18 protein-coding genes are annotated in these 16,449 nt (G+C 71.8%); 12 read left to right on the top strand and 6 right to left on the bottom strand.

The features are described 5' to 3' along the window. Nucleotides 1-9: 9 nt before the first annotated feature. From Pph01_RS07310 to Pph01_RS07325, 4 genes are all read right to left on the bottom strand, one after another. Complete coding sequence (locus Pph01_RS07310; protein WP_204072184.1) at nucleotides 10-1,872, bottom strand: FtsX-like permease family protein; 1,863 nt, start codon at nucleotides 1,870-1,872, stop codon at nucleotides 10-12. A gap of 5 nt (nucleotides 1,873-1,877) precedes the next feature. Next, on the bottom strand, nucleotides 1,878-2,606 hold the full coding sequence (locus Pph01_RS07315) for an ABC transporter ATP-binding protein (RefSeq protein WP_204072310.1): 729 nt from the start codon (nucleotides 2,604-2,606) through the stop codon (nucleotides 1,878-1,880). Between the two features lie 14 nt (nucleotides 2,607-2,620). After that, a complete protein-coding gene (locus Pph01_RS07320; protein ID WP_204072185.1) occupies nucleotides 2,621-3,148 on the bottom strand; it encodes a PadR family transcriptional regulator in 528 nt (175 codons plus the stop codon). Between the two features lie 150 nt (nucleotides 3,149-3,298). Further along, entirely contained in the window at nucleotides 3,299-4,216 is a 918-nt protein-coding gene (locus tag Pph01_RS07325) for a helix-turn-helix transcriptional regulator (RefSeq protein ID WP_204072186.1), read from the bottom strand. Between the two features lie 130 nt (nucleotides 4,217-4,346). On the opposite strand from Pph01_RS07325, the gene Pph01_RS07330 reads away from it, so the two are divergent. From Pph01_RS07330 to Pph01_RS07350, 5 genes are all read left to right on the top strand, one after another. Continuing rightward, a complete protein-coding gene (locus Pph01_RS07330; protein WP_204072187.1) occupies nucleotides 4,347-5,048 on the top strand; it encodes an SDR family NAD(P)-dependent oxidoreductase in 702 nt (233 codons plus the stop codon). 167 nt (nucleotides 5,049-5,215) lie between these two features. After that, on the top strand, nucleotides 5,216-5,623 hold the full coding sequence (locus Pph01_RS07335) for a GntR family transcriptional regulator (protein WP_203954316.1): 408 nt from the start codon (nucleotides 5,216-5,218) through the stop codon (nucleotides 5,621-5,623). Further along, nucleotides 5,620-6,504 carry an ABC transporter ATP-binding protein gene (locus Pph01_RS07340; RefSeq protein ID WP_204072188.1) on the top strand — a complete coding sequence of 295 codons (885 nt, stop codon included), beginning with the start codon at nucleotides 5,620-5,622 and terminating at the stop codon, nucleotides 6,502-6,504. The genes Pph01_RS07335 and Pph01_RS07340 overlap by 4 nt, the downstream gene beginning before the upstream one ends. After that, the gene (locus tag Pph01_RS07345; protein WP_204072189.1) at nucleotides 6,501-7,478 is read left to right on the top strand and encodes an ABC-2 membrane transporter-related protein; all 978 of its coding nucleotides are present in this window, start codon (nucleotides 6,501-6,503) and stop codon (nucleotides 7,476-7,478) included. Before Pph01_RS07340 ends, Pph01_RS07345 begins: the two co-directional genes overlap by 4 nt. Before the next feature lie 214 nt (nucleotides 7,479-7,692). After that, nucleotides 7,693-8,457, top strand: coding sequence for an alpha/beta hydrolase family protein (locus Pph01_RS07350; protein ID WP_204072190.1), 765 nt, complete (start codon nucleotides 7,693-7,695; stop codon nucleotides 8,455-8,457). An 84-nt stretch (nucleotides 8,458-8,541) separates the two neighbouring features. Here Pph01_RS07350 and Pph01_RS07355 read toward each other — a convergent pair whose 3' ends face one another. Both Pph01_RS07355 and Pph01_RS07360 read right to left on the bottom strand, forming a co-directional pair. After that, the gene (locus Pph01_RS07355; RefSeq protein WP_204072191.1) at nucleotides 8,542-9,099 is read right to left on the bottom strand and encodes a GNAT family N-acetyltransferase; all 558 of its coding nucleotides are present in this window, start codon (nucleotides 9,097-9,099) and stop codon (nucleotides 8,542-8,544) included. A gap of 16 nt (nucleotides 9,100-9,115) precedes the next feature. After that, nucleotides 9,116-10,066 carry a methyltransferase domain-containing protein gene (locus Pph01_RS07360; protein ID WP_239116498.1) on the bottom strand — a complete coding sequence of 317 codons (951 nt, stop codon included), beginning with the start codon at nucleotides 10,064-10,066 and terminating at the stop codon, nucleotides 9,116-9,118. A gap of 202 nt (nucleotides 10,067-10,268) precedes the next feature. On the opposite strand from Pph01_RS07360, the gene Pph01_RS07365 reads away from it, so the two are divergent. The 7 genes from Pph01_RS07365 to Pph01_RS07395 all read left to right on the top strand — a co-directional run bounded on the left by Pph01_RS07365 (nucleotide 10,269) and on the right by Pph01_RS07395 (nucleotide 16,361). Beyond that, nucleotides 10,269-10,859: a hypothetical protein gene (locus tag Pph01_RS07365; protein WP_204072192.1), complete on the top strand. Its 591-nt coding sequence runs from the start codon at nucleotides 10,269-10,271 to the stop codon at nucleotides 10,857-10,859. Nucleotides 10,860-10,863: 4 nt separating this feature from the next. After that, nucleotides 10,864-12,732 carry a sensor histidine kinase gene (locus tag Pph01_RS07370; RefSeq protein ID WP_204072193.1) on the top strand — a complete coding sequence of 623 codons (1,869 nt, stop codon included), beginning with the start codon at nucleotides 10,864-10,866 and terminating at the stop codon, nucleotides 12,730-12,732. Then, nucleotides 12,729-13,349: a response regulator transcription factor gene (locus Pph01_RS07375; RefSeq protein WP_204072194.1), complete on the top strand. Its 621-nt coding sequence runs from the start codon at nucleotides 12,729-12,731 to the stop codon at nucleotides 13,347-13,349. Before Pph01_RS07370 ends, Pph01_RS07375 begins: the two co-directional genes overlap by 4 nt. A gap of 171 nt (nucleotides 13,350-13,520) precedes the next feature. Beyond that, nucleotides 13,521-14,021, top strand: a complete 501-nt coding sequence (locus tag Pph01_RS07380; RefSeq protein WP_204072195.1) for a methylated-DNA--[protein]-cysteine S-methyltransferase — start codon at nucleotides 13,521-13,523, stop codon at nucleotides 14,019-14,021. A 49-nt stretch (nucleotides 14,022-14,070) separates the two neighbouring features. Further along, entirely contained in the window at nucleotides 14,071-14,565 is a 495-nt protein-coding gene (locus tag Pph01_RS07385; protein WP_204072196.1) for an RNA polymerase sigma factor, read from the top strand. Then, nucleotides 14,562-15,182 carry a methylated-DNA--[protein]-cysteine S-methyltransferase gene (locus tag Pph01_RS07390; protein WP_204072197.1) on the top strand — a complete coding sequence of 207 codons (621 nt, stop codon included), beginning with the start codon at nucleotides 14,562-14,564 and terminating at the stop codon, nucleotides 15,180-15,182. The genes Pph01_RS07385 and Pph01_RS07390 overlap by 4 nt, the downstream gene beginning before the upstream one ends. Before the next feature lie 141 nt (nucleotides 15,183-15,323). Continuing rightward, nucleotides 15,324-16,361 (top strand): LLM class oxidoreductase, encoded by a 1,038-nt coding sequence (locus tag Pph01_RS07395; RefSeq protein WP_204072198.1) that lies wholly within the window; start codon nucleotides 15,324-15,326, stop codon nucleotides 16,359-16,361. The last annotated feature ends 88 nt before the right edge of the window (nucleotides 16,362-16,449 follow it).

Below are 16,449 nucleotides of genomic sequence, written 5' to 3' on the forward strand. Positions count from 1 at the left end.
CTGCCCGAATCATGCGAGCTCGGCCTGGAGGGTCTCGCTCACGGGACGGCGGCCGCCGAGGCGGGCGGGAACAGCGGTGAGCGCCGCCACCACGAGCACGGTCGCCGACACCACGCCGAGCAGCTGCCAGAGCGGCGGAAGCGTGGCCCTGTCGCCGTCGCCGCCGGTGATCGCGTTGACGGCGTGGAACAGCGCGAAGCCTCCCGGGAAGACGCCCAGGACGGCGCCGACGAGCGCGGGGAGCACCTGCGCCGCCGCCAGCGCCGCACTCACCTCGCCCGGAGTCGCGCCGAGGGCACGCGCGAGGGCGGAGGAGCGCCGGTTGTCGAGCACCGTCGCCCACGTGATGAAGACGGCGTTGACCGCCGCCAGGGAGAACATTATGACCATCACGACAAGGAGCACCTGGCGCAGCCACTCGGCTTGGGCCTGGTCCACTCCCGCGGCGAGTGGGTCGGCGGCGAGGAAGGCGTCGAGTATCAGCGCGACGTAGATCCCGCTGACCGTGACCGCGATGCTGACCACGCTCAGCACGACCCGTCGAGGCCGGCGGGCGGCGACCCGCAGACCGAGAAGCAGCGGGACGGGCAGCCGCGCCGAGATCGCGATGAGCCAGCCGGTGCGGCGGGGCGGGCGTGCCGAGCCGGCCAGCGCGCCGACGGTGCTGGAGCGGGCGGCGCGCACGGCGGGCACGAAGGTCGCGACCACCGCGACCCCGAGTGCCACGGCGGTCACCGAAACGACCGTGGACATGGTCATCGGCGGCGTGCCCGCCCTGCCGATGAGGCCGGCGCCGGCCTCGGCGAGCAAGGGAGCGGTCAGCGAGCCGACCGCCAACCCGGCCGCGGCCGCGACGACGGCCACGAGGACGTACTCCGCGAGCAGCACGGCGGCGACCAGGCTCGGTGTGCCGCCGACCGCCTTGAGGAGTCCGACGCGTCTGGTCTGATCGGCCATCCGGCCGCCGACCAGCACCGAGACACTGGCCACGGCGAGCAGACCGAGCAGCCAGGCTCCGATCAGCAGCAGGATCTGGGCGTCCGCGGCCGATTCGGTGGCCTCTTCGCGGATGTCCACCCAGGACTCCAGGCGTAGAGCGCCCCGGTTCTCCCGAGCGTTCGCGACGGCGAACGCCTGAGCCTCAGCCGGGTCGGCGAGCTTCAGGTTCATCACGTACGACAGGGAGCCCGGATCCGGGGAGAGGCTCCGCGCGTCCGCCTGGGTGAGCCAGACCAGACCTGGATTCTTCAACAAACCCGGAGGAAGCCCGGACAGCTCCTCGGGAGTCGCACCGCTCGCGCAACCGACGGCGACGAGGCACGACGTCTCCGGGTAGGGGGCCACGGCGGCGGTGACCGCCACGCCGACGACCTCGAACGACCGGCCGCCGAGAGTGACCGGATCGCCCACGCGCACATCGAGCGCGTGGGCGAAGGCGGACTCGACCACCACACCGCCGTCGCTGACCCAGGCGCCCTGTGTCACCTCGGGCTGGTCGACCGGCGCGGGCGCGGCGTCGCGCCCCACGACCTGCACATCCGACGTCCGGCCGGATGCCTGAAGTTCAGCCGGCGTGACGGGGTACGGCCCGCTGTGGTCGACGACGCCGGGAGCACCGGCCAGTTCCTCCAGGCCGGACAGCTCGGCGGGCCGGTCGCCGCCAGGGATCAGACCGGCGCCGGCGACCACGTCGGGCCCGTCGGTCGCCGCCCGAGTGCTCTGGTAGGGATCGTTCGCCACGTCACGCAGGACGAGCCCGAGCGTCAACGTCGTGGTGGCCGCCATGATGGCGAGCAGCAGAAGTACGGCCTCGACGCGGCGCCGCCGGAGGTCGCGCACGGCGAGGCGGCCCACGAGCAGGATGCGGCCCATCGCCCTCAGTCCTCCAGTCCGACGAGGGCGCCGAGCCGCCCGGTGGTGCCGCCGGTCAACCTGGTCTCGTCCACCAACACGCCGTCGCGCATCGAGAGCATCCGGTCCGCGGTGGCCGCGATCCGCGCGTCGTGGGTGACGACGACCAGCGTCTGCCCGGACGTGTGGAGGTTCTCGAAGAGGTTGAGGACGTCCAGGGTGGCGGCGCTGTCCAGATTCCCGGTCGGCTCGTCGGCGAGGACGACCGACGGTTCGTTGCTCAGGGCCCGGGCGACCGCGACCCGCTGCCGCTGGCCGCCGGACAGCGCGGAGGGCAGGAAACCCGCCCGGTCCGCGAGCCCGACCTGCTCCAGCAACTCCTCCGCACGCCGTCTGGCGGCCCGCGGCGAGCGCCCGGCCAGCAGGGCCGACAGCTCGACGTTCTCCACGGCGGTGAGCTCCTCCATCAGGTGGAAGGCCTGGAAGACGAAGCCGACATCGGTCCTCCGCATCCGGGCCAGGGCCCTCTCGCCGATGTCGTCGATGCGACGGCCGTTCAGCGACACCTCCCCGCCCGAGGGCCGGTCCAGCCCTCCGAGCAGGTGCAGCAGCGTGGACTTCCCGCAGCCGCTGGGTCCCGTCACCGCCACCGTCTCTCCCGCGCGGACGTCGAGATCGACCCCGTCGACGGCGCGCACCAACCCCTCCCCCTTGCCGTAGTCCTTTCGCAACCCGCGGGCGCGAAGCACGGACATGTCGGCGGCGTCGCTCACGATCCACTCCTTCGGTGGGTCCAGTTCTTCTCACATGCCTCGAGCCAGCGCAGGTCCGCCTGAACCCGGAGCACGACGCCCTCCAACAGCAGCGCCGCGTCCGAACAGCGCGGTTCGGCCATGGCGGCGCGCTGGGCGTCACGCAACAGGCGCAGCAGCTCACGGCGCTGGGTGTCGACGATGGTGAGCGGGTCGGCCAGCCCGGCCGACGCGGCCGCGATCAGCTTGAGATGGAACTCCGCGAGGTCGGGTCTCGGCCAGCCCACCTCGGCGATCCACTCGGCGACTCGCTGCTGGCCGTCGGCGGTGAGCGCGTACACCTTGCGATCCGACCGGTCGGCGCCGCCGTCCGGCCTCTCGACCGCCAACAGGCCGGCCTTCTCCAGTCGGGTCAGCGTGACGTAGACCTGCCCGGCGTTCATCGCGTCACCGAGAGGGCCCAGCGCTTCGCGCAGCCGCGCGCGCAGTTCGTAGCCGTGCGAGGGCTCCTTGGCCAGCATCGCCAGCACCACTTCCTGCTGCATCGCGTCCCCCTCTAACCGTTAGCCCACAACGTCTAACGGTTAGCCCCTACTGTCAAGCCCTGTGCCAAGAGGCGGGGGAACGGGCTCGTCGGCGGCGCCACCACCGCGTCGACGTGATCGGAGGCGCGTGCTTCGGGAGCGCCGCCGTGCTCAGGGCGTGAGTTCTGCCGGCCCGCCATCGCGTGGATCGCTGATCGTCGCCTGCGGCGTCCCGCGGACGACGTCCTCGTCCGCGGCCGCCGCTTCGCGCTCCTCGGTGGCGGCGATCGACCCGAGGAGGGCGAGGGCCTGGGCCGAGTCCGACCCGGGCTCTGCGTGGTAGACGATGAGCTGCTGCCCGTCGGCGCCGGGGATGTCGAGCTTCTCCCGGCGCAGGAGCAGCTCGCCGACCATCGGGTGCAGCATGTGGCTCGTGCCGTCCCGACGGTGCCCGACGTCGGCTCGGGCCCAGAGGGTCCGGAAACGATCGCTGCGGATCGACAGCTCGCCGACCAGCGCCGCCAGGCGTGGATCCTCGGGGTCGGCGCCCGCCGCCGCGCGCAGACCGCCCACCACGCCGGCCGTCGCGCGTTCCCAGTCCAGGTGCAGCTCGCGGTCGCCCGGGTCGAGGAAGACCTGCCGCAGCACGTTGCGGCCGGGTCGGAAGTTGGGCGACAGCGCGCGGGCGAGCGCGTTGGCCGCCAGCACGTCCATGTACCTGCCGTACACGTAGGCCGGCATCGGGAGCTGGTCGATGAGCTGCGCGATCCCGGTGGGGACCCGCTCGGCGCGCGCACGCGGGGAACGGCGGGCCCTCGGCTGGGCCAGCCGGTGCAGGTGGGCGGTCGCGGCCGCGTCGAGCCGCAGCGCCTTGGCCAGCGCGTCGAGTATCTGGGCGGAGGGATGCTGGTCACGCCCCTGCTCCAGACGCAGGTAGTAGTCGGAGCTGATGCCGGCCAGCATCGCCAGCTCCTCGCGGCGGAGACCGGGCACCCGCCGCCGCCCGCCGGCGATCAGGCCGACGTCCTCCGGCCGGACCAGATCGCGTCGGGCGCGCAGGTAGGCGCCCAGCGCGTTGGTCGTATCCACGGGACCGAGGCTAGCCGCCTTCGGCCAGGTGTGACTGTCCCTGCCGCTCCCAGGATGAGCGGGACCTACCCCTCCCGACCTGCGCGGGACCGAGACTCGAGGCCGGAATCACGACTGAAAGAGATCACTCATGACCGTCACCCTCGTCACCGGGGCCAACAAGGGCCTCGGCCGCGAAACCGCCCGCCGTCTCCTCGCGCTCGGGCACACCGTCTACGTCGGCGCCCGCGACGCCGGCCGCGGCCGTGCGGCCGCCGACGAGCTGGGCGCGCGCTTCCTGCCCCTCGACGTCACCGACGACGCCTCCGTGGCCGCGGCGGCGGCCGAGCTCACCCGCGCGGAGGGCCGGCTCGACGTCCTGGTCAACAACGCGGGGATCTTCGAAGGCATGGTGGGGCCGGCGGACGTCTCGATCGGAGCCGCTCGCTCCGTCTTCGACGTGAACGTCTTCGGCGTCGTGCGCGTGACGCAGGCGTTCCTGCCCCTGCTGCGCGCATCCGCGTCCCCCGTGATCGTCAACGTCGGCACCACCCTCGGTTCGTTCGGAGTGGTCACCGACCCCGGGCGCGCCGAGAGCACCTACGCCCTTCCCGTCTACTCGTCGTCCAAGGCGGCGGTGAACATGCTCACCGTGCAGTACGCCAAGGGCCTGCCGGAGATGCGCGTCAACGCCGTCGAACCCGGCCTCACCGCGACCGACCTCCACGGCCTGTCGGGGAAGGGAATCCAGACGGTCGAGCAGGGCGCCGAGGCGATCGTCCGGGCCGCGACCATCGGCCCGGACGGGCCCACCGGCACCTTCTTCGATCGCGCGGGCGGCCTGCCCTGGTGACGCCCTGACACCCGGACACCGACGCCGCTCATCCGATCTCGGTGACCCGGGGCGGCCTCTCCCCCGCGTCCGCTCCGGACCGCGGCCCCCTTGACAGCAAGGGTTCGCGATCGCATCGTTGTCTCATTGTCCTATTGTCATAAGACAATAGAGAGGAGGACATCCGCGTGATCGAGTTCCTGCTTGACGGCCACTCCCAGGTCGCGCCGTACATGCAACTCGTTCAGCAGGTCAAACAGGGCTTGCGGACCGGGCTGATCGAGCCGGGCGACCAGCTGCCCAAGGTCCGCAGCGTGGCCGAGTCGCTGGCGATCAACCCCAACACCGTGCTGAAGGCCTACCGCCATCTGGAGGCGGAAGGCCTGGTGGAGGGCAGGCCCGGCGTCGGCACGTTCGTCCGCCGCACCCTGGCGGGCCCATCCCTCGCCGGACAGGCCGAGTTGCGCCGCGAACTGGTCGGCTGGCTGCGCAGAGCCCGTACGGCGGGGCTGGAACAGGAGGACGTGGTCGCACTGATCCAGACCACGATGCGCGCCACCTTTCAAGACGACGAGAAAAGGGAGGAAATAGCGTGAGCACGGCCCTGGAGGCACACGGCCTCGGCAAGCGGTACAAGCGCAACTGGGCGCTGAAGGACTGCTCGTTACATGTGCCCGCCGGACGCGTGGCCGCACTCGTCGGCCCGAACGGCGCCGGCAAGTCCACCCTGCTGAATCTCGCCGTCGGCCTGCTCCATCCGACCGAGGGCGAACTGCGCGTGCTGGGCCGCAGCCCGTACGGCGACCGCGACCTGCTGGACCGCGTCGGCTTCGTCGCCCAGGACACCCCGCTCTACCCGGACTTCACCGTGGCGGAGCTGATCACGATGGGCGCCCGGCTCAACCGCCGCTGGGACACCCCGCTCGCCCGGGACCGGATGGAGCGGCTCGGACTCCCGCTCGACCGCCGGGTCGAGACGTTGTCCGGCGGTCAGCGCGCCCAGGTCGCGCTGGCCCTGGCGCTGGCCAAGCGACCCGAACTGCTCCTGCTCGACGAACCGGTCGCCAGCCTGGACCCGCTGGCCCGCCGCGAGTTCATGCAGGTGCTGATGGGCGCCGTCGCCGACGGCGAGACCACCGTGCTGCTGTCGTCCCACCTGCTCGGCGACCTGGAGCGGGTCTGCGACTACCTGATCGTGCTCCAGACCGCACACGTGCAACTGCTCGGCGGCGTGGACGAGCTGGTGAGCGAGCACAAGGCGCTGATCGGTCCCCGCCGCCAGCGGGCGGACATCGCGGGTGTGGCGGCCGTCATCCGGGAGAGCCACACCGACAGGCAGACCACCCTGCTGGTCCGGACGAACGGGCCGATCCTCGACCCCGCCTGGACCGCGCACGACGTCACCCTGGAAGACCTCGTCCTGGCCTATCTCGCCCACCCGGCTCCCGGCCGGGCCGTGTTGGGAGTCGCGAAATGATCTGGTTGACCTGGCGGCAGCACCGCAGGCAGGCGCTCTTCGCCGCGTTGGGCCTCGCGGCGCTCGCCGCCCTGCTGATCCCGACCGGGATCTCCATGCGGAACGCCTTCACCGACAGCGGCCTCGCCCGCTGCCTGCGAGAAGTGGGCAAGGCGGAGTTCCTCACGGGGAGCACCGACTGCGACTCCCTCGCCGGCGTCTTCACCACTCGGTACGAATCGGCGACCACGCTGAGCATGTTGCTCGTCTTCCTGCCACTGCTGGCGGGACTGTTCTGGGGCGCCCCGCTGGTCGCCCGGGAGCTGGAGCACGGCACCCACCGCCTGGTCTGGACCCAGGGGGTGAGCCGGATGCGCTGGGCAGGGGTCAAGCTCGGGCTGATCATCGCCGCGACCGCGGTCGTCTCCGCCGGCTACGCGCTGCTGGTGTCGTGGTGGCTCGCACCGCTCAACGACGCGGGACGGGGACGGCTGAGCGAGCTCAGCTTCGACGTCCAGGGCATCGTGCCGGTGGCGTACGCGTTGTTCGCGGTGGCGCTCGGCGTCTTCGCCGGAACCGTCTGGCGGCGGGTGCTCCCGGCGATGGCGGCGGCGCTCGCCGGCTTCCTGGCCCTGCGCTTCGTCGTGCTCCAGCAGGTGCGCGGGCACGTGTTGCCCGCTCTCGAGCGCACCTACCCGGTGATCGGCGGGCAGCGTCCCAACCCGTCGCTCGGCGACTGGACCTTCTCGGTCGGGATCAAGAACGCCGCGGGCGAGGTGATCTCGTCGGGCCAGCAGACCCAGTGCTCTCCCTCCGTGGCCGGCCAGCCGGGAGGACCCTGCGCCTCCATCGATCCGGGCGCCTACAACTTCCAGCTCTACCAGCCCGCCGGCAACTTCTGGCCGCTCCAGTTCATCGAGGCCGGTCTGTTCACGGCCCTGGCCGCACTCCTGCTCTTCCTGGCGATCTGGCGGATCCGCAGCCGCCTCGCCTAGGGCCTGTCTGGAGTTGTGATCACGTGGCGGGAAAAGGGTTGGGCGGGATCGCGGTCGGACTGGTAGCTTCCAGTCGACCGCGACACCGTCCGAGGAGGTGAGACCCATGAACGCCGTATCCATGTGGGGTCTCCCCCTCTCGTCACGGTCGGGCGATTGACGTAGGTGTCGCCGGGAGCGCCTCGACGCAAGGCACTCCCGAAAGGCAACCCCTATGCACTCTCTGCAGTTCACCGCCGAGTCGTCGTCGAACGGCATGATCGAACGCGACTTCACCGCGGGCGACGTCCCCGGAGTTCTCTGGTCGCCGGCTTCCGGCGCCGATCGCGCGCCCCTGGTCCTGATGGGCCACGGCGGCGGCAACCACAAGAAGCATCCGGCGATGGCGGGCCGCGCCCACCTTCTCGTGACCGGCTGCGGCTTCCATGTCGCCGTCATCGACGCGCCCGGGCACGGCGACCGGCCGCGCACCGCGCACGACGAACAGGAGATCGCCGCGCTGTACCGGGCGAGGGCGGCGGGCGAGCCTGAAGGCCCGATCGTCGTCCGCTACAACGCCCACCTGGCGGAGAGCGCCGTGCCCGAGTGGCAGGCGACCCTGGACGCCCTCCAGGAACTTCCGGAGATCGGCACCGACGGGCCGGTCGGCTACTTCGGCATCAACATGGGCACCGCAATCGGAATACCGCTTGTGGCGATCGAACCCAGGATCACGGCCGCGGTCTTCGGCCAGCACTGGCCCGATGTCCTGGCCGAGAAGGCGAAGCAGATCACGATCCCGATCGAGTTCGACATGCAGTGGGACGACGAGCACATCCCGCGCGAGGCCGGTCTCGCGTTGTTCGACGCCTTCGCCTCGAAGGAGAAGACGTTGCACGCCAACGCGGGCAAGCACAAGGAACTGCCCAGGTTCGAGGCCGACAGCGCGGTCCGGTTCTTCGCCCGGCACTTCGGCCGAGCGGTCACATCACCGGCCTGACAGCGGTTGCGGCGTCCGGCTTGCCGGCCGGGCGCCGCAGCCGCCCGGCATCAGCGCCCCTGGGGGGACGTGCCCGGGCAGAGGTCAGGGCCGGGCCGGCTCGTCGAGCATGCGGATCATGTGCAGTTTCGCGATGACCGTTCCGTCGACGAGGACCGCCCGCGGTTCCCGTCCCCAGACCTCGAACCCGCACGAGCGATAGAGACGCTCGGCGGGCAGGTTGCCCTCGGAGACGGTCAGTCCCACCTGAACGAGGCCGTCGACGGCGGCGGCGAGGTCGAGGACCCGTCTCACCAGCACCTTGCCGATGCCCCGGCCGGTGACGTGCGGCGCGACGGCCATGCCGAACAGCGTCGCCTTGTGGCGCTCCTGGCGACGTGCGGACACCGCCAGGCCGGCGACGCCGACGAGGTTCCGGCCACCGTCATAGGCACCCAGCACCGTGTCGTGGGGTCTGCCGGCGGCGGCCAGCCGGTCGATGGTCGCCGACAGCGGCTTGGCGCTCTCCTCGCTGAAGCTCGAGGTGAACGCCGTGGGCGCGCGTCTCAGCGCCTCCAGGCGGAGGGCACGGTACTCCTCGGCGTCCTCGACGGTCAGCCTGCGGACGGTGAGGGACTCGGGCGGGAGCGGGTGTGTGGTCATGTGATCGGCCTGTCGGTCAGTGACGGCGGACACGGGTGCACCGGGTGATGTACGGCATGGTGATCTCGCTCCTGCCCTTGAGGTCGGGATGCGAGTCGAGGAGCTCTTCCACCTCACCCAGCAGTCGCTGCCTGTCGAGGTCGGGAAGGGCGATGACGTAGCTGCGGGACGCGACCATGTCGAGCAGTTCGGCCCGGGTCATGACCTGTGTCCATCGGATCTCCAGTCGTTCGGGGCGGCCGAACGGTTCTCCGACCGACGGCTGGGTGTCGATCGCCTGCCTGGTGTGCTGATGCAGGATGCCGTCGAGGTCGGCGACCCATGGCTCGTCGTTGTCGCGGATGTTCCAGACCAGGGCGAGCGTCCCGCCGGGGACGAGGACGCGCGCCACCTCCGGCACCGCGAGATCGGGGTCGACCCAGTGCCAGGCCTGTGCGACGACGACGGCGTCGACGCTACCGTCCTGGAGCGGGATGTGTTCGGCGGAGCCCTCACGGACGACCGCGGCCGGGACGGAGGCGGACAGCCGGGCGCGCATGCCCTCGGAGGGTTCGACGGCGAACACCTTCAGGCCGGCGTCGACCAGGAGCCGGGTGAACTTTCCTGTACCTGCGCCCAGGTCGAGGACCCGCCTGGCGCTGCGCGGTATCAGCCACTCGATCGACGACAGCGGGTATCCGGGCCGCCCCCGGTGATAGGCCTCCGCCGCGATGCCGAACGAGCCCGCCTGGAGCCGGCGGGACCAGCGGCGGGTCGCACCCTGCCGGGTCATGCCGCATGCCCGGCCGATTTCTTCCCAGCTTGCTCGCCCCTGGCCACGCAGTTCCTCGATGATCGCCGTCCGCCGGGTCTCCATGGCGGAGATCGTCTTGGTCAACCGCCGAAGAGCCGCCAGGTCGCCCTCGACGGCCACATCGTCCGCGGTACGGCCGGCCTGCTCGTCTTCTCCCATCGAGATCACGGGCACGCAACATATGTTGCCTTTTGCATGCTTGTCAACATTTGTTGCGGTTCACCTTGTTCGCCTGCCGACGCTGGTTCCACGACACGATCACTTGGTGCCCGACGCGAGCCGGCGGAAGCTCCCGGGCGATCGGGGAGTTCTGCCCGATGCCTCCCGGGAAGGGCCGCACGCAGCATCGGAGCCAACCGAAACAGGAAGGCCAACGATGCGAAACCTCGTCAACCGGCTCGCCGGCGTCCCCCTGCCGGCCGTCGGTGCGGCGCTCACGCTGGGCGCCGCACTGATGGCGGCTCAGTACGCGATCATCGACCACGTCCACTCGGCCGGCCTGCCGGAGCCGGAGCAGTGGATAGGCCGGGTCACCGTCCAGTGGTACTGGGTGCTCTTCCCCTTCGCCTTCATCGCGTTGTGGGCGCGCAGAAGGGACCGTGAGCGCCGTCTGGGAAGCGTCGGCGCGGTGATGCAGATGGCGGCGCCGCTCGCGCACATCGTGGTCACCGTGGCCGCGACCGTCTGGGGCGGCCTGCTGGGCAGGGGCGACCTGCCGGACGCCTTCATGGTGATCGAAATGCTAACGTACGTCTTCTATCTGGGCGTTTTGGTCAGCGGCGTGGCCTTTCTGCTCGACAAGGGCGCACGCTGGTGGGGTGCCGCCGTGATCGGAGGGCTCGTGCTGGGCTTCGTCGTGGAGTACACCGACGCCGTGATCCTGGCCGTGTTCGGCGTCGCCCTGATCGTGCAGGGCCTGCGGCGCCCCGCCCCGCTGAACGTGCCCGAGACCAGCGGCGCACGCTGATCCCGTGAAAAGGGCCGCCCAGGTCGTGGCGGCGGTGGTCCTCGTGGTCACCGCCGTCGGCACCGTTCTCGTCCTCCGGGCGACCGGGACGGGATGGGCGCTCGCCCAGAACACCTCGCAGGCCGTCGTGCACACGGTGGCGGGAGTGGCGCTGATCCGGTCCCGGGGGGGCGACCGGATCGGCCTGGTCCTGCTGTCCATGGGCACGGCCGTGGGCCTGCAGGTGCTTCTGTGGGGATACGCCGCCGGCCACTGGCCCGGGTGGCAGGCCGCCGAGTGGGTGACGGGCTGGATCTGGGCGTTCTTCTTCGTGCCCCTGTTCACCGTGCTGCCCGCGCTGTTCCCCGACGGCCGTCCGGTCACCCCCCGGTGGTGGCCGGTGGTCTGGGCGGGCGGAGTCGCCACGGTGCTGGTCGCCGTCTTCGGCACGACGGACCTCGTCGGCCTGGTGGTGGCCGTCGTCGCGCTGCTCAGCGTCGGGTCTCTGGTCGTCCGGTGGGTCAGGTCGGGCCCGGTCGCCCGGCGGCAGATCATGTTCCTGCTGTACGCCGCCGGCTACGCGGTCCTGGTCGAGGCCACCGTCGATCTGCTGCCCCACCATGTCCTGCAGACGGCGTTCCTGCTCATCCCGATCGCGCCGACGGTGGCGATCGCGATCGCGATCCTCAGGTACCGGCTGTACGGCATCGACCTCGTCATCCGGCGCACGTTCGTCTACCTGGCCGTCACCGGCCTGGCGTTCTCGGGCTACCTCGTCGCGGTGGCGGTGCTCGGGACGGCGCTCAGCCAGGTCGTCCCCCCGCAGGTGGCGCTGCTCGCCGCCGCTGTCGTCGCGGCCCTGGTCGAGTCGGGACGCCGGCTGTTCCAGCGCAGGATCAGCGCCCTGCTGTACGGCTACCGCGACCGCCCGCTCGACGCGCTCGCGGAGCTGCGCAGGGAGCTGGCCGGGGCGTCCACCGTGAGCGAGATCGCGCGGCGGTCCGCGCCCTTGGTGGCGGCCGCGCTGCGCAGCCCCGGCGTCGCGATAACGCTGCTCACCGACGGCGTGCCGGAGGAGATCGCCCGAGCCGGCGAGCCGGGACCCGATCCGATCAGCATGCCGCTGGTCGCGCAGGACGAGCGGCTCGGCGCCCTGGTGGTCGGCCCCCGGGCAGGGCGGGAGCCGTACGACGAGAAGGACCGGCGGCTCATCGCCGAGCTCGGCCACCACATCGCAGCGGCCCTCGCGGCCGCGCGCCTGTCCGCCGAGCTTGACCGGGCGCGGGAGCTGACGATCCACTCGACGGCCGAGGAGCGGCGCCGGCTCCGGCAGGATCTGCACGATGGTCTCGGTCCGCTGCTGTCGGGGGCCGGGCTCGGTCTCGACGGGGTCCGCCGGGGGTTCGAACCGGGAAGCCGGGAGGGCCGCGACCTGCAGATCATCAGCGATCAGGTACGGCTGGCCGCGCGCGAGGTGCGCCGCATCATCGACGCCATGCGGCCCGGCCCGGTCGCCGACCTCGGTCTGGTGACCGCCGTGCGTGAGCACGTCCAGCGTTGCGCGGCGCTCGACATCGGCTGCACGATGACCGTCTCGGGGATCGTCGACCCGCCGCCCGCCGTGGCCGAGGCCGCCTACCTCGTCGTCCTCGAAGCGGTCACCAACACGCTCCGCCACGCCGACGCGCGAACCTGCGCCGTGCGAATGGAGCAGTCCGGCGGATCGCTGACGGTCGAAGTCCACGACGACGGCCTCGGCATCGGGCCCGGCTACGTCGCGGGCGTCGGCATCTCGTCCATGCGCAGGCGCGTGGCCTCGATCGGAGGCGATTTCACGATCACGACGGATCACGGAACCACGGTCACGGCCGTCTTCCCGCTGGAGTCGCGATGAGGGTCGTGGTGGCCGACGACCATCCGGTGTTCCGCATGGGCCTGTGCCGGCTGCTCGAAAGCGTGCCGGAGGCGGAGGTCGTCGGAGAGGCCTGGGACACCGCGTCCGCCGTCGAGACGGTCGCGGAGACCCTGCCCGACGTCGTGGTGATGGACCTGCACATGCCGGGCGGCGGCGGGGTGGAGGCCACCGAGCAGATCCGGCGGCGCACACCGGACGTCCGCGTGCTCGTCCTGACCATGCACTCCGACGCCGCGCTGGTCAGAAAGGCGCTGCGGGCCGGCGCCCGGGGCTACGTGCTCAAGGACGCGTCCTCCGAGGAGATCCTGCGCGCGCTCGCCGCCGTCCACGCCGACCAGGCGATCCTCGACGCCTCGGTCGCCGATCGCGTGTTCGCCGAGACGGCGGACCCCGGCCCGTTCCCCCAGCTCACCGAGAGGGAGCTGAGTATCCTCGAGCGGATGGCGGCGGGTCTCGACAACGAGGCGATCGCGCTGCGGCTGGGCATCAGCGTCAAGACCGTGCAGAACCACGTGTCGAACGTGCTGCTCAAGCTGGGTGCCCGGCACCGGGGCGAGGCGATCGCCCGCGCCCGCGACGCCGGGATCGGCGGCTGAGCACACGAACCCGTGTCATCGCTTCCCGTCGCCAGGCTGCCGGCCGCATGCGTCCGGCCGCTCTCGGCGGTGGTCGCACGATTCGCGGTCTCACGTTCCGGGGCCGCCGGGCGTCTTCAGGGTGAGAGACGGCCGCGCATGCGGCCCGGACCGTGGAAAGGGCGGAGCACCATGGCCAGGACCCATACCGTCATCGCGTCACCCGTGGGCGACCTGCTGACGGTCGCCGAGGACGGCGCGCTGTGCGGCCTGTACTTCGAGGGGCACCTCCGCGGACCCGGACCCGAGGAGTGGGGAACCCGCGGCGACGCGGACTTCACCGAGGTCCGGCGGCAGCTGGGCGAATACTTCGCCGGGGAGCGGACCCGTTTCGAGCTCCCCCTGGCGCCCCAGGGCAACGAGTTCCAGCAGCGGGTGTGGCACCTGCTGACGGAGATCCCCTTCGGCGAGACCCGCACGTACGGGGACCTGGCGCGGCGGTTGGGCGACGCGTCGCTGGCGCAGGCGGTCGGCTCGGCGAACGCCCGCAATCCCATCTCCGTCATCGTCCCCTGTCACCGGGTGGTGGGCGCGGACGGCGCCCTGACCGGGTACGCCGGAGGGTTGGAGCGCAAGCGTTTCCTCCTCGACCTGGAGGAGCCGGCGGAGCGGAAGGCGGCGAGGCTGTTCTGAGCCGCGGATCTCACGTTCCGGGGCGCTCGGGCGTCTACCAGAGGTGACCATGCGACGACCGTTCGAGCAGATCGTGGCCGAGTACGGGCCCGTGGTGCTGCGCGTGTGCCGGGCCGTCCTCGGACCTCAGGACGCCGAGGACGCCTGGTCGGAGACGTTCGTCTCGGCGCTGAAGGCCTATCCGGACCTGCCTGCCGACGCCAACGTCGAGGCGTGGCTGGTGACGATCGCCCACCGGAAGGCCATCGACGTCACCCGCGCCGCGGCCCGCAGGCCCACGCCGGTGGAGTCCATTCCCGAGCGTCCCGGCCTCACCGGCCGGCCCGACGACTGGGACGGCGACCTGTGGCGGGCGCTCAAGGCACTGCCCGACCGGCAGCGCCAGGCGGTGGCCTACCACTACCTGGCCGGCCTGCCGTACAAGGAGATCGCCGCCCTGTGCGGCGGGAGCACGGATGCCGCGCGCAGGGCGGCGGCCGACGGCATCAGGACCCTGCGCGACACCTATCCCAGACTCACCGATCAGAGCGGAGTGGCTCGATGACGACCGCATCCGACCCGGGGCCCGGCAGCCTGTTCGCGGCGCTTCCCACCCAGGACGCGCCCGCGATGGCCCGGCTCCACGAACGCCTCGTCGATCAGGCTCAGCGCGAGGGGATCCTCGACGTCGCCTACCGGACACTGGAGACGCCCGTCGGGCGGCTCCTGCTGGCCGCGACCGTCCAGGGCCTGGTGAAGGTCGCCTTCGCCGTCCAGGACCACGACACCGTGCTGCAGCGGCTCGCCGACGAGGTCAGCCCTCGCGTCCTGGCCGCGCCGGCCCGCCTCGACGACGTGAGCCGCCAGCTGGAGGAGTACTTCGCAGGACGCCGGACGCGCTTCGACCTTCCGCTGGACTGGCGGCTGTCGAAGGGATTCCGGCGTGAGGTGCTGACGCACCTGCGCGACATCGGCTACGGCCGCACCGAGAGCTACGCCCAGGTCGCCGCCGCCGCGGGCAGCCCCCGCGCGGTCCGCGCGGTGGGCACCGCCTGCGCCACCAACCCGCTCCCCGTCGTCGTGCCCTGCCACCGGGTGGTGCGCTCCGACGGCAGCCCGGGGGGCTACGCCGGCGGCCCCGACGCCAAGCTGGCCCTGCTGGCGCTGGAGAGAGCAGCCTGACGAAAACGAAATCGACAAATAGCATGCATTTCCTGCTATAAAAGTAGACAATCGCAACGCAAGCCCCCTGCCGACGGCCCTCGCGTAACCGCAGGCGGATTCACCGCGATCACGGTCACGCCACCCGTCCGAGGAGAGGGCATGAACCTGCATCTCGCCGTGGCACTGGACGGCGCCGGCCGGCATCCGGCCGCGTGGCGCGCCCACGAGGCCCGTCCCGACCTGCCGTTCGGCGCCGGACACTGGGCGCGCCTGGTGAAGGAGGCCGAGCAGGGCCTGCTCGACTTCGTCACCTTCGACGACGGGCCCGGGGCCGGACCCGGGCGGCCGAACGGACCCGGACGGTCAGCCGGATCCGGGGGGTCGGACGGGTCCGGTCATGTCGGCGGCGGATCGGATCCGACGCTGGTCGCGACCCGGCTCGCGCCGCTGTCCTCGAGGATCGGCCTGGTCCCCGCCACCGCCGCGATCCCCGGCCGGCACGGCCATGTCGCCTCCACGATCGCCACGCTCGACCGCCTCAGCCGCGGGCGGGCCGGGTGGAGCCCGAAGGTCTCAGGGAGTCTCCGAGAGGCGTCCGACGTCGTCGACGCCGTCCGCAGGTCGTGGCACGACTTTCCCGACGGGCCGCCGCCGGTGTTCTCAACGGTCGGCGGCGTGGCGTCGTACGAGTTCGTGGCACAAAGCTGCGACGTCGTCCACGTGACCCCGCAGGATTGGCTGGACGCCACCATGATCGTGGACGACCTGCGGGCCGCGGAGAGGGCCGTCGGCCGCACCGGACACCGTTTGAAGATCTTCGCCGATCTCGCGGTCTTCCTCGACGGCTATCCCGGGGTCGCCGCGGGCAGGAAGGCGCGGCTGGACGACCTCGACGGCGCGGAGTTCACATCGGACGCCCTCGTGTACGCCGGCACTCCCACCGGCCTCGTCGGCCTGATGCTGGACTGGCGCTCGGCGGGCCTGGACGGCTTTCACCTACACCCCGGCGCGCTCCCGCACGACCTGTCCATGATCGTCCGGGGACTGGTGCCGGAACTGCAGGCCAGGGGCGTCTTCCGGCACCGGTACGGCGCCGCGGGCCTGCGCGCCCGCCTCGGCCTGCTCCGCCCGGACGGCCGCGAGGGCGACGTCCTGCGACCGCCGCGTCCTGTCCGTCGGCGCTGGACGATGCCGTGACCCCGCGCGTCCCGTCCGGCGAGGTGGGGCGATGCTCGGCGACCCACGCGTCCTATCCCGGCGAGGCTGGAGGATGCCCGGCGACCGG

The organism is Planotetraspora phitsanulokensis, from assembly GCF_016863295.1.
GTDB classification, from domain to species: domain Bacteria; phylum Actinomycetota; class Actinomycetes; order Streptosporangiales; family Streptosporangiaceae; genus Planotetraspora; species Planotetraspora phitsanulokensis.

Excerpts from the sequence above, each read along its gene's own strand:
- Pph01_RS07310 (WP_204072184.1), bottom strand. The coding sequence starts at position 1,872 with ATGGGCCGCATCCTGCTCGTGGGCCGCCTCGCCGTGCGCGACCTCCGG.
- Pph01_RS07315 (WP_204072310.1), bottom strand. The coding sequence starts at position 2,606 with ATGTCCGTGCTTCGCGCCCGCGGGTTGCGAAAGGACTACGGCAAGGGG.
- Pph01_RS07320 (WP_204072185.1), bottom strand. The coding sequence starts at position 3,148 with ATGCAGCAGGAAGTGGTGCTGGCGATGCTGGCCAAGGAGCCCTCGCAC.
- Pph01_RS07330 (WP_204072187.1), top strand. The coding sequence starts at position 4,347 with ATGACCGTCACCCTCGTCACCGGGGCCAACAAGGGCCTCGGCCGCGAA.
- Pph01_RS07345 (WP_204072189.1), top strand. The coding sequence starts at position 6,501 with ATGATCTGGTTGACCTGGCGGCAGCACCGCAGGCAGGCGCTCTTCGCC.
- Pph01_RS07350 (WP_204072190.1), top strand. The coding sequence starts at position 7,693 with ATGCACTCTCTGCAGTTCACCGCCGAGTCGTCGTCGAACGGCATGATC.
- Pph01_RS07355 (WP_204072191.1), bottom strand. The coding sequence starts at position 9,099 with ATGACCACACACCCGCTCCCGCCCGAGTCCCTCACCGTCCGCAGGCTG.
- Pph01_RS07365 (WP_204072192.1), top strand. The coding sequence starts at position 10,269 with ATGCGAAACCTCGTCAACCGGCTCGCCGGCGTCCCCCTGCCGGCCGTC.
- Pph01_RS07375 (WP_204072194.1), top strand. The coding sequence starts at position 12,729 with ATGAGGGTCGTGGTGGCCGACGACCATCCGGTGTTCCGCATGGGCCTG.
- Pph01_RS07380 (WP_204072195.1), top strand. The coding sequence starts at position 13,521 with ATGGCCAGGACCCATACCGTCATCGCGTCACCCGTGGGCGACCTGCTG.
- Pph01_RS07385 (WP_204072196.1), top strand. The coding sequence starts at position 14,071 with ATGCGACGACCGTTCGAGCAGATCGTGGCCGAGTACGGGCCCGTGGTG.
- Pph01_RS07390 (WP_204072197.1), top strand. The coding sequence starts at position 14,562 with ATGACGACCGCATCCGACCCGGGGCCCGGCAGCCTGTTCGCGGCGCTT.
- Pph01_RS07395 (WP_204072198.1), top strand. The coding sequence starts at position 15,324 with ATGAACCTGCATCTCGCCGTGGCACTGGACGGCGCCGGCCGGCATCCG.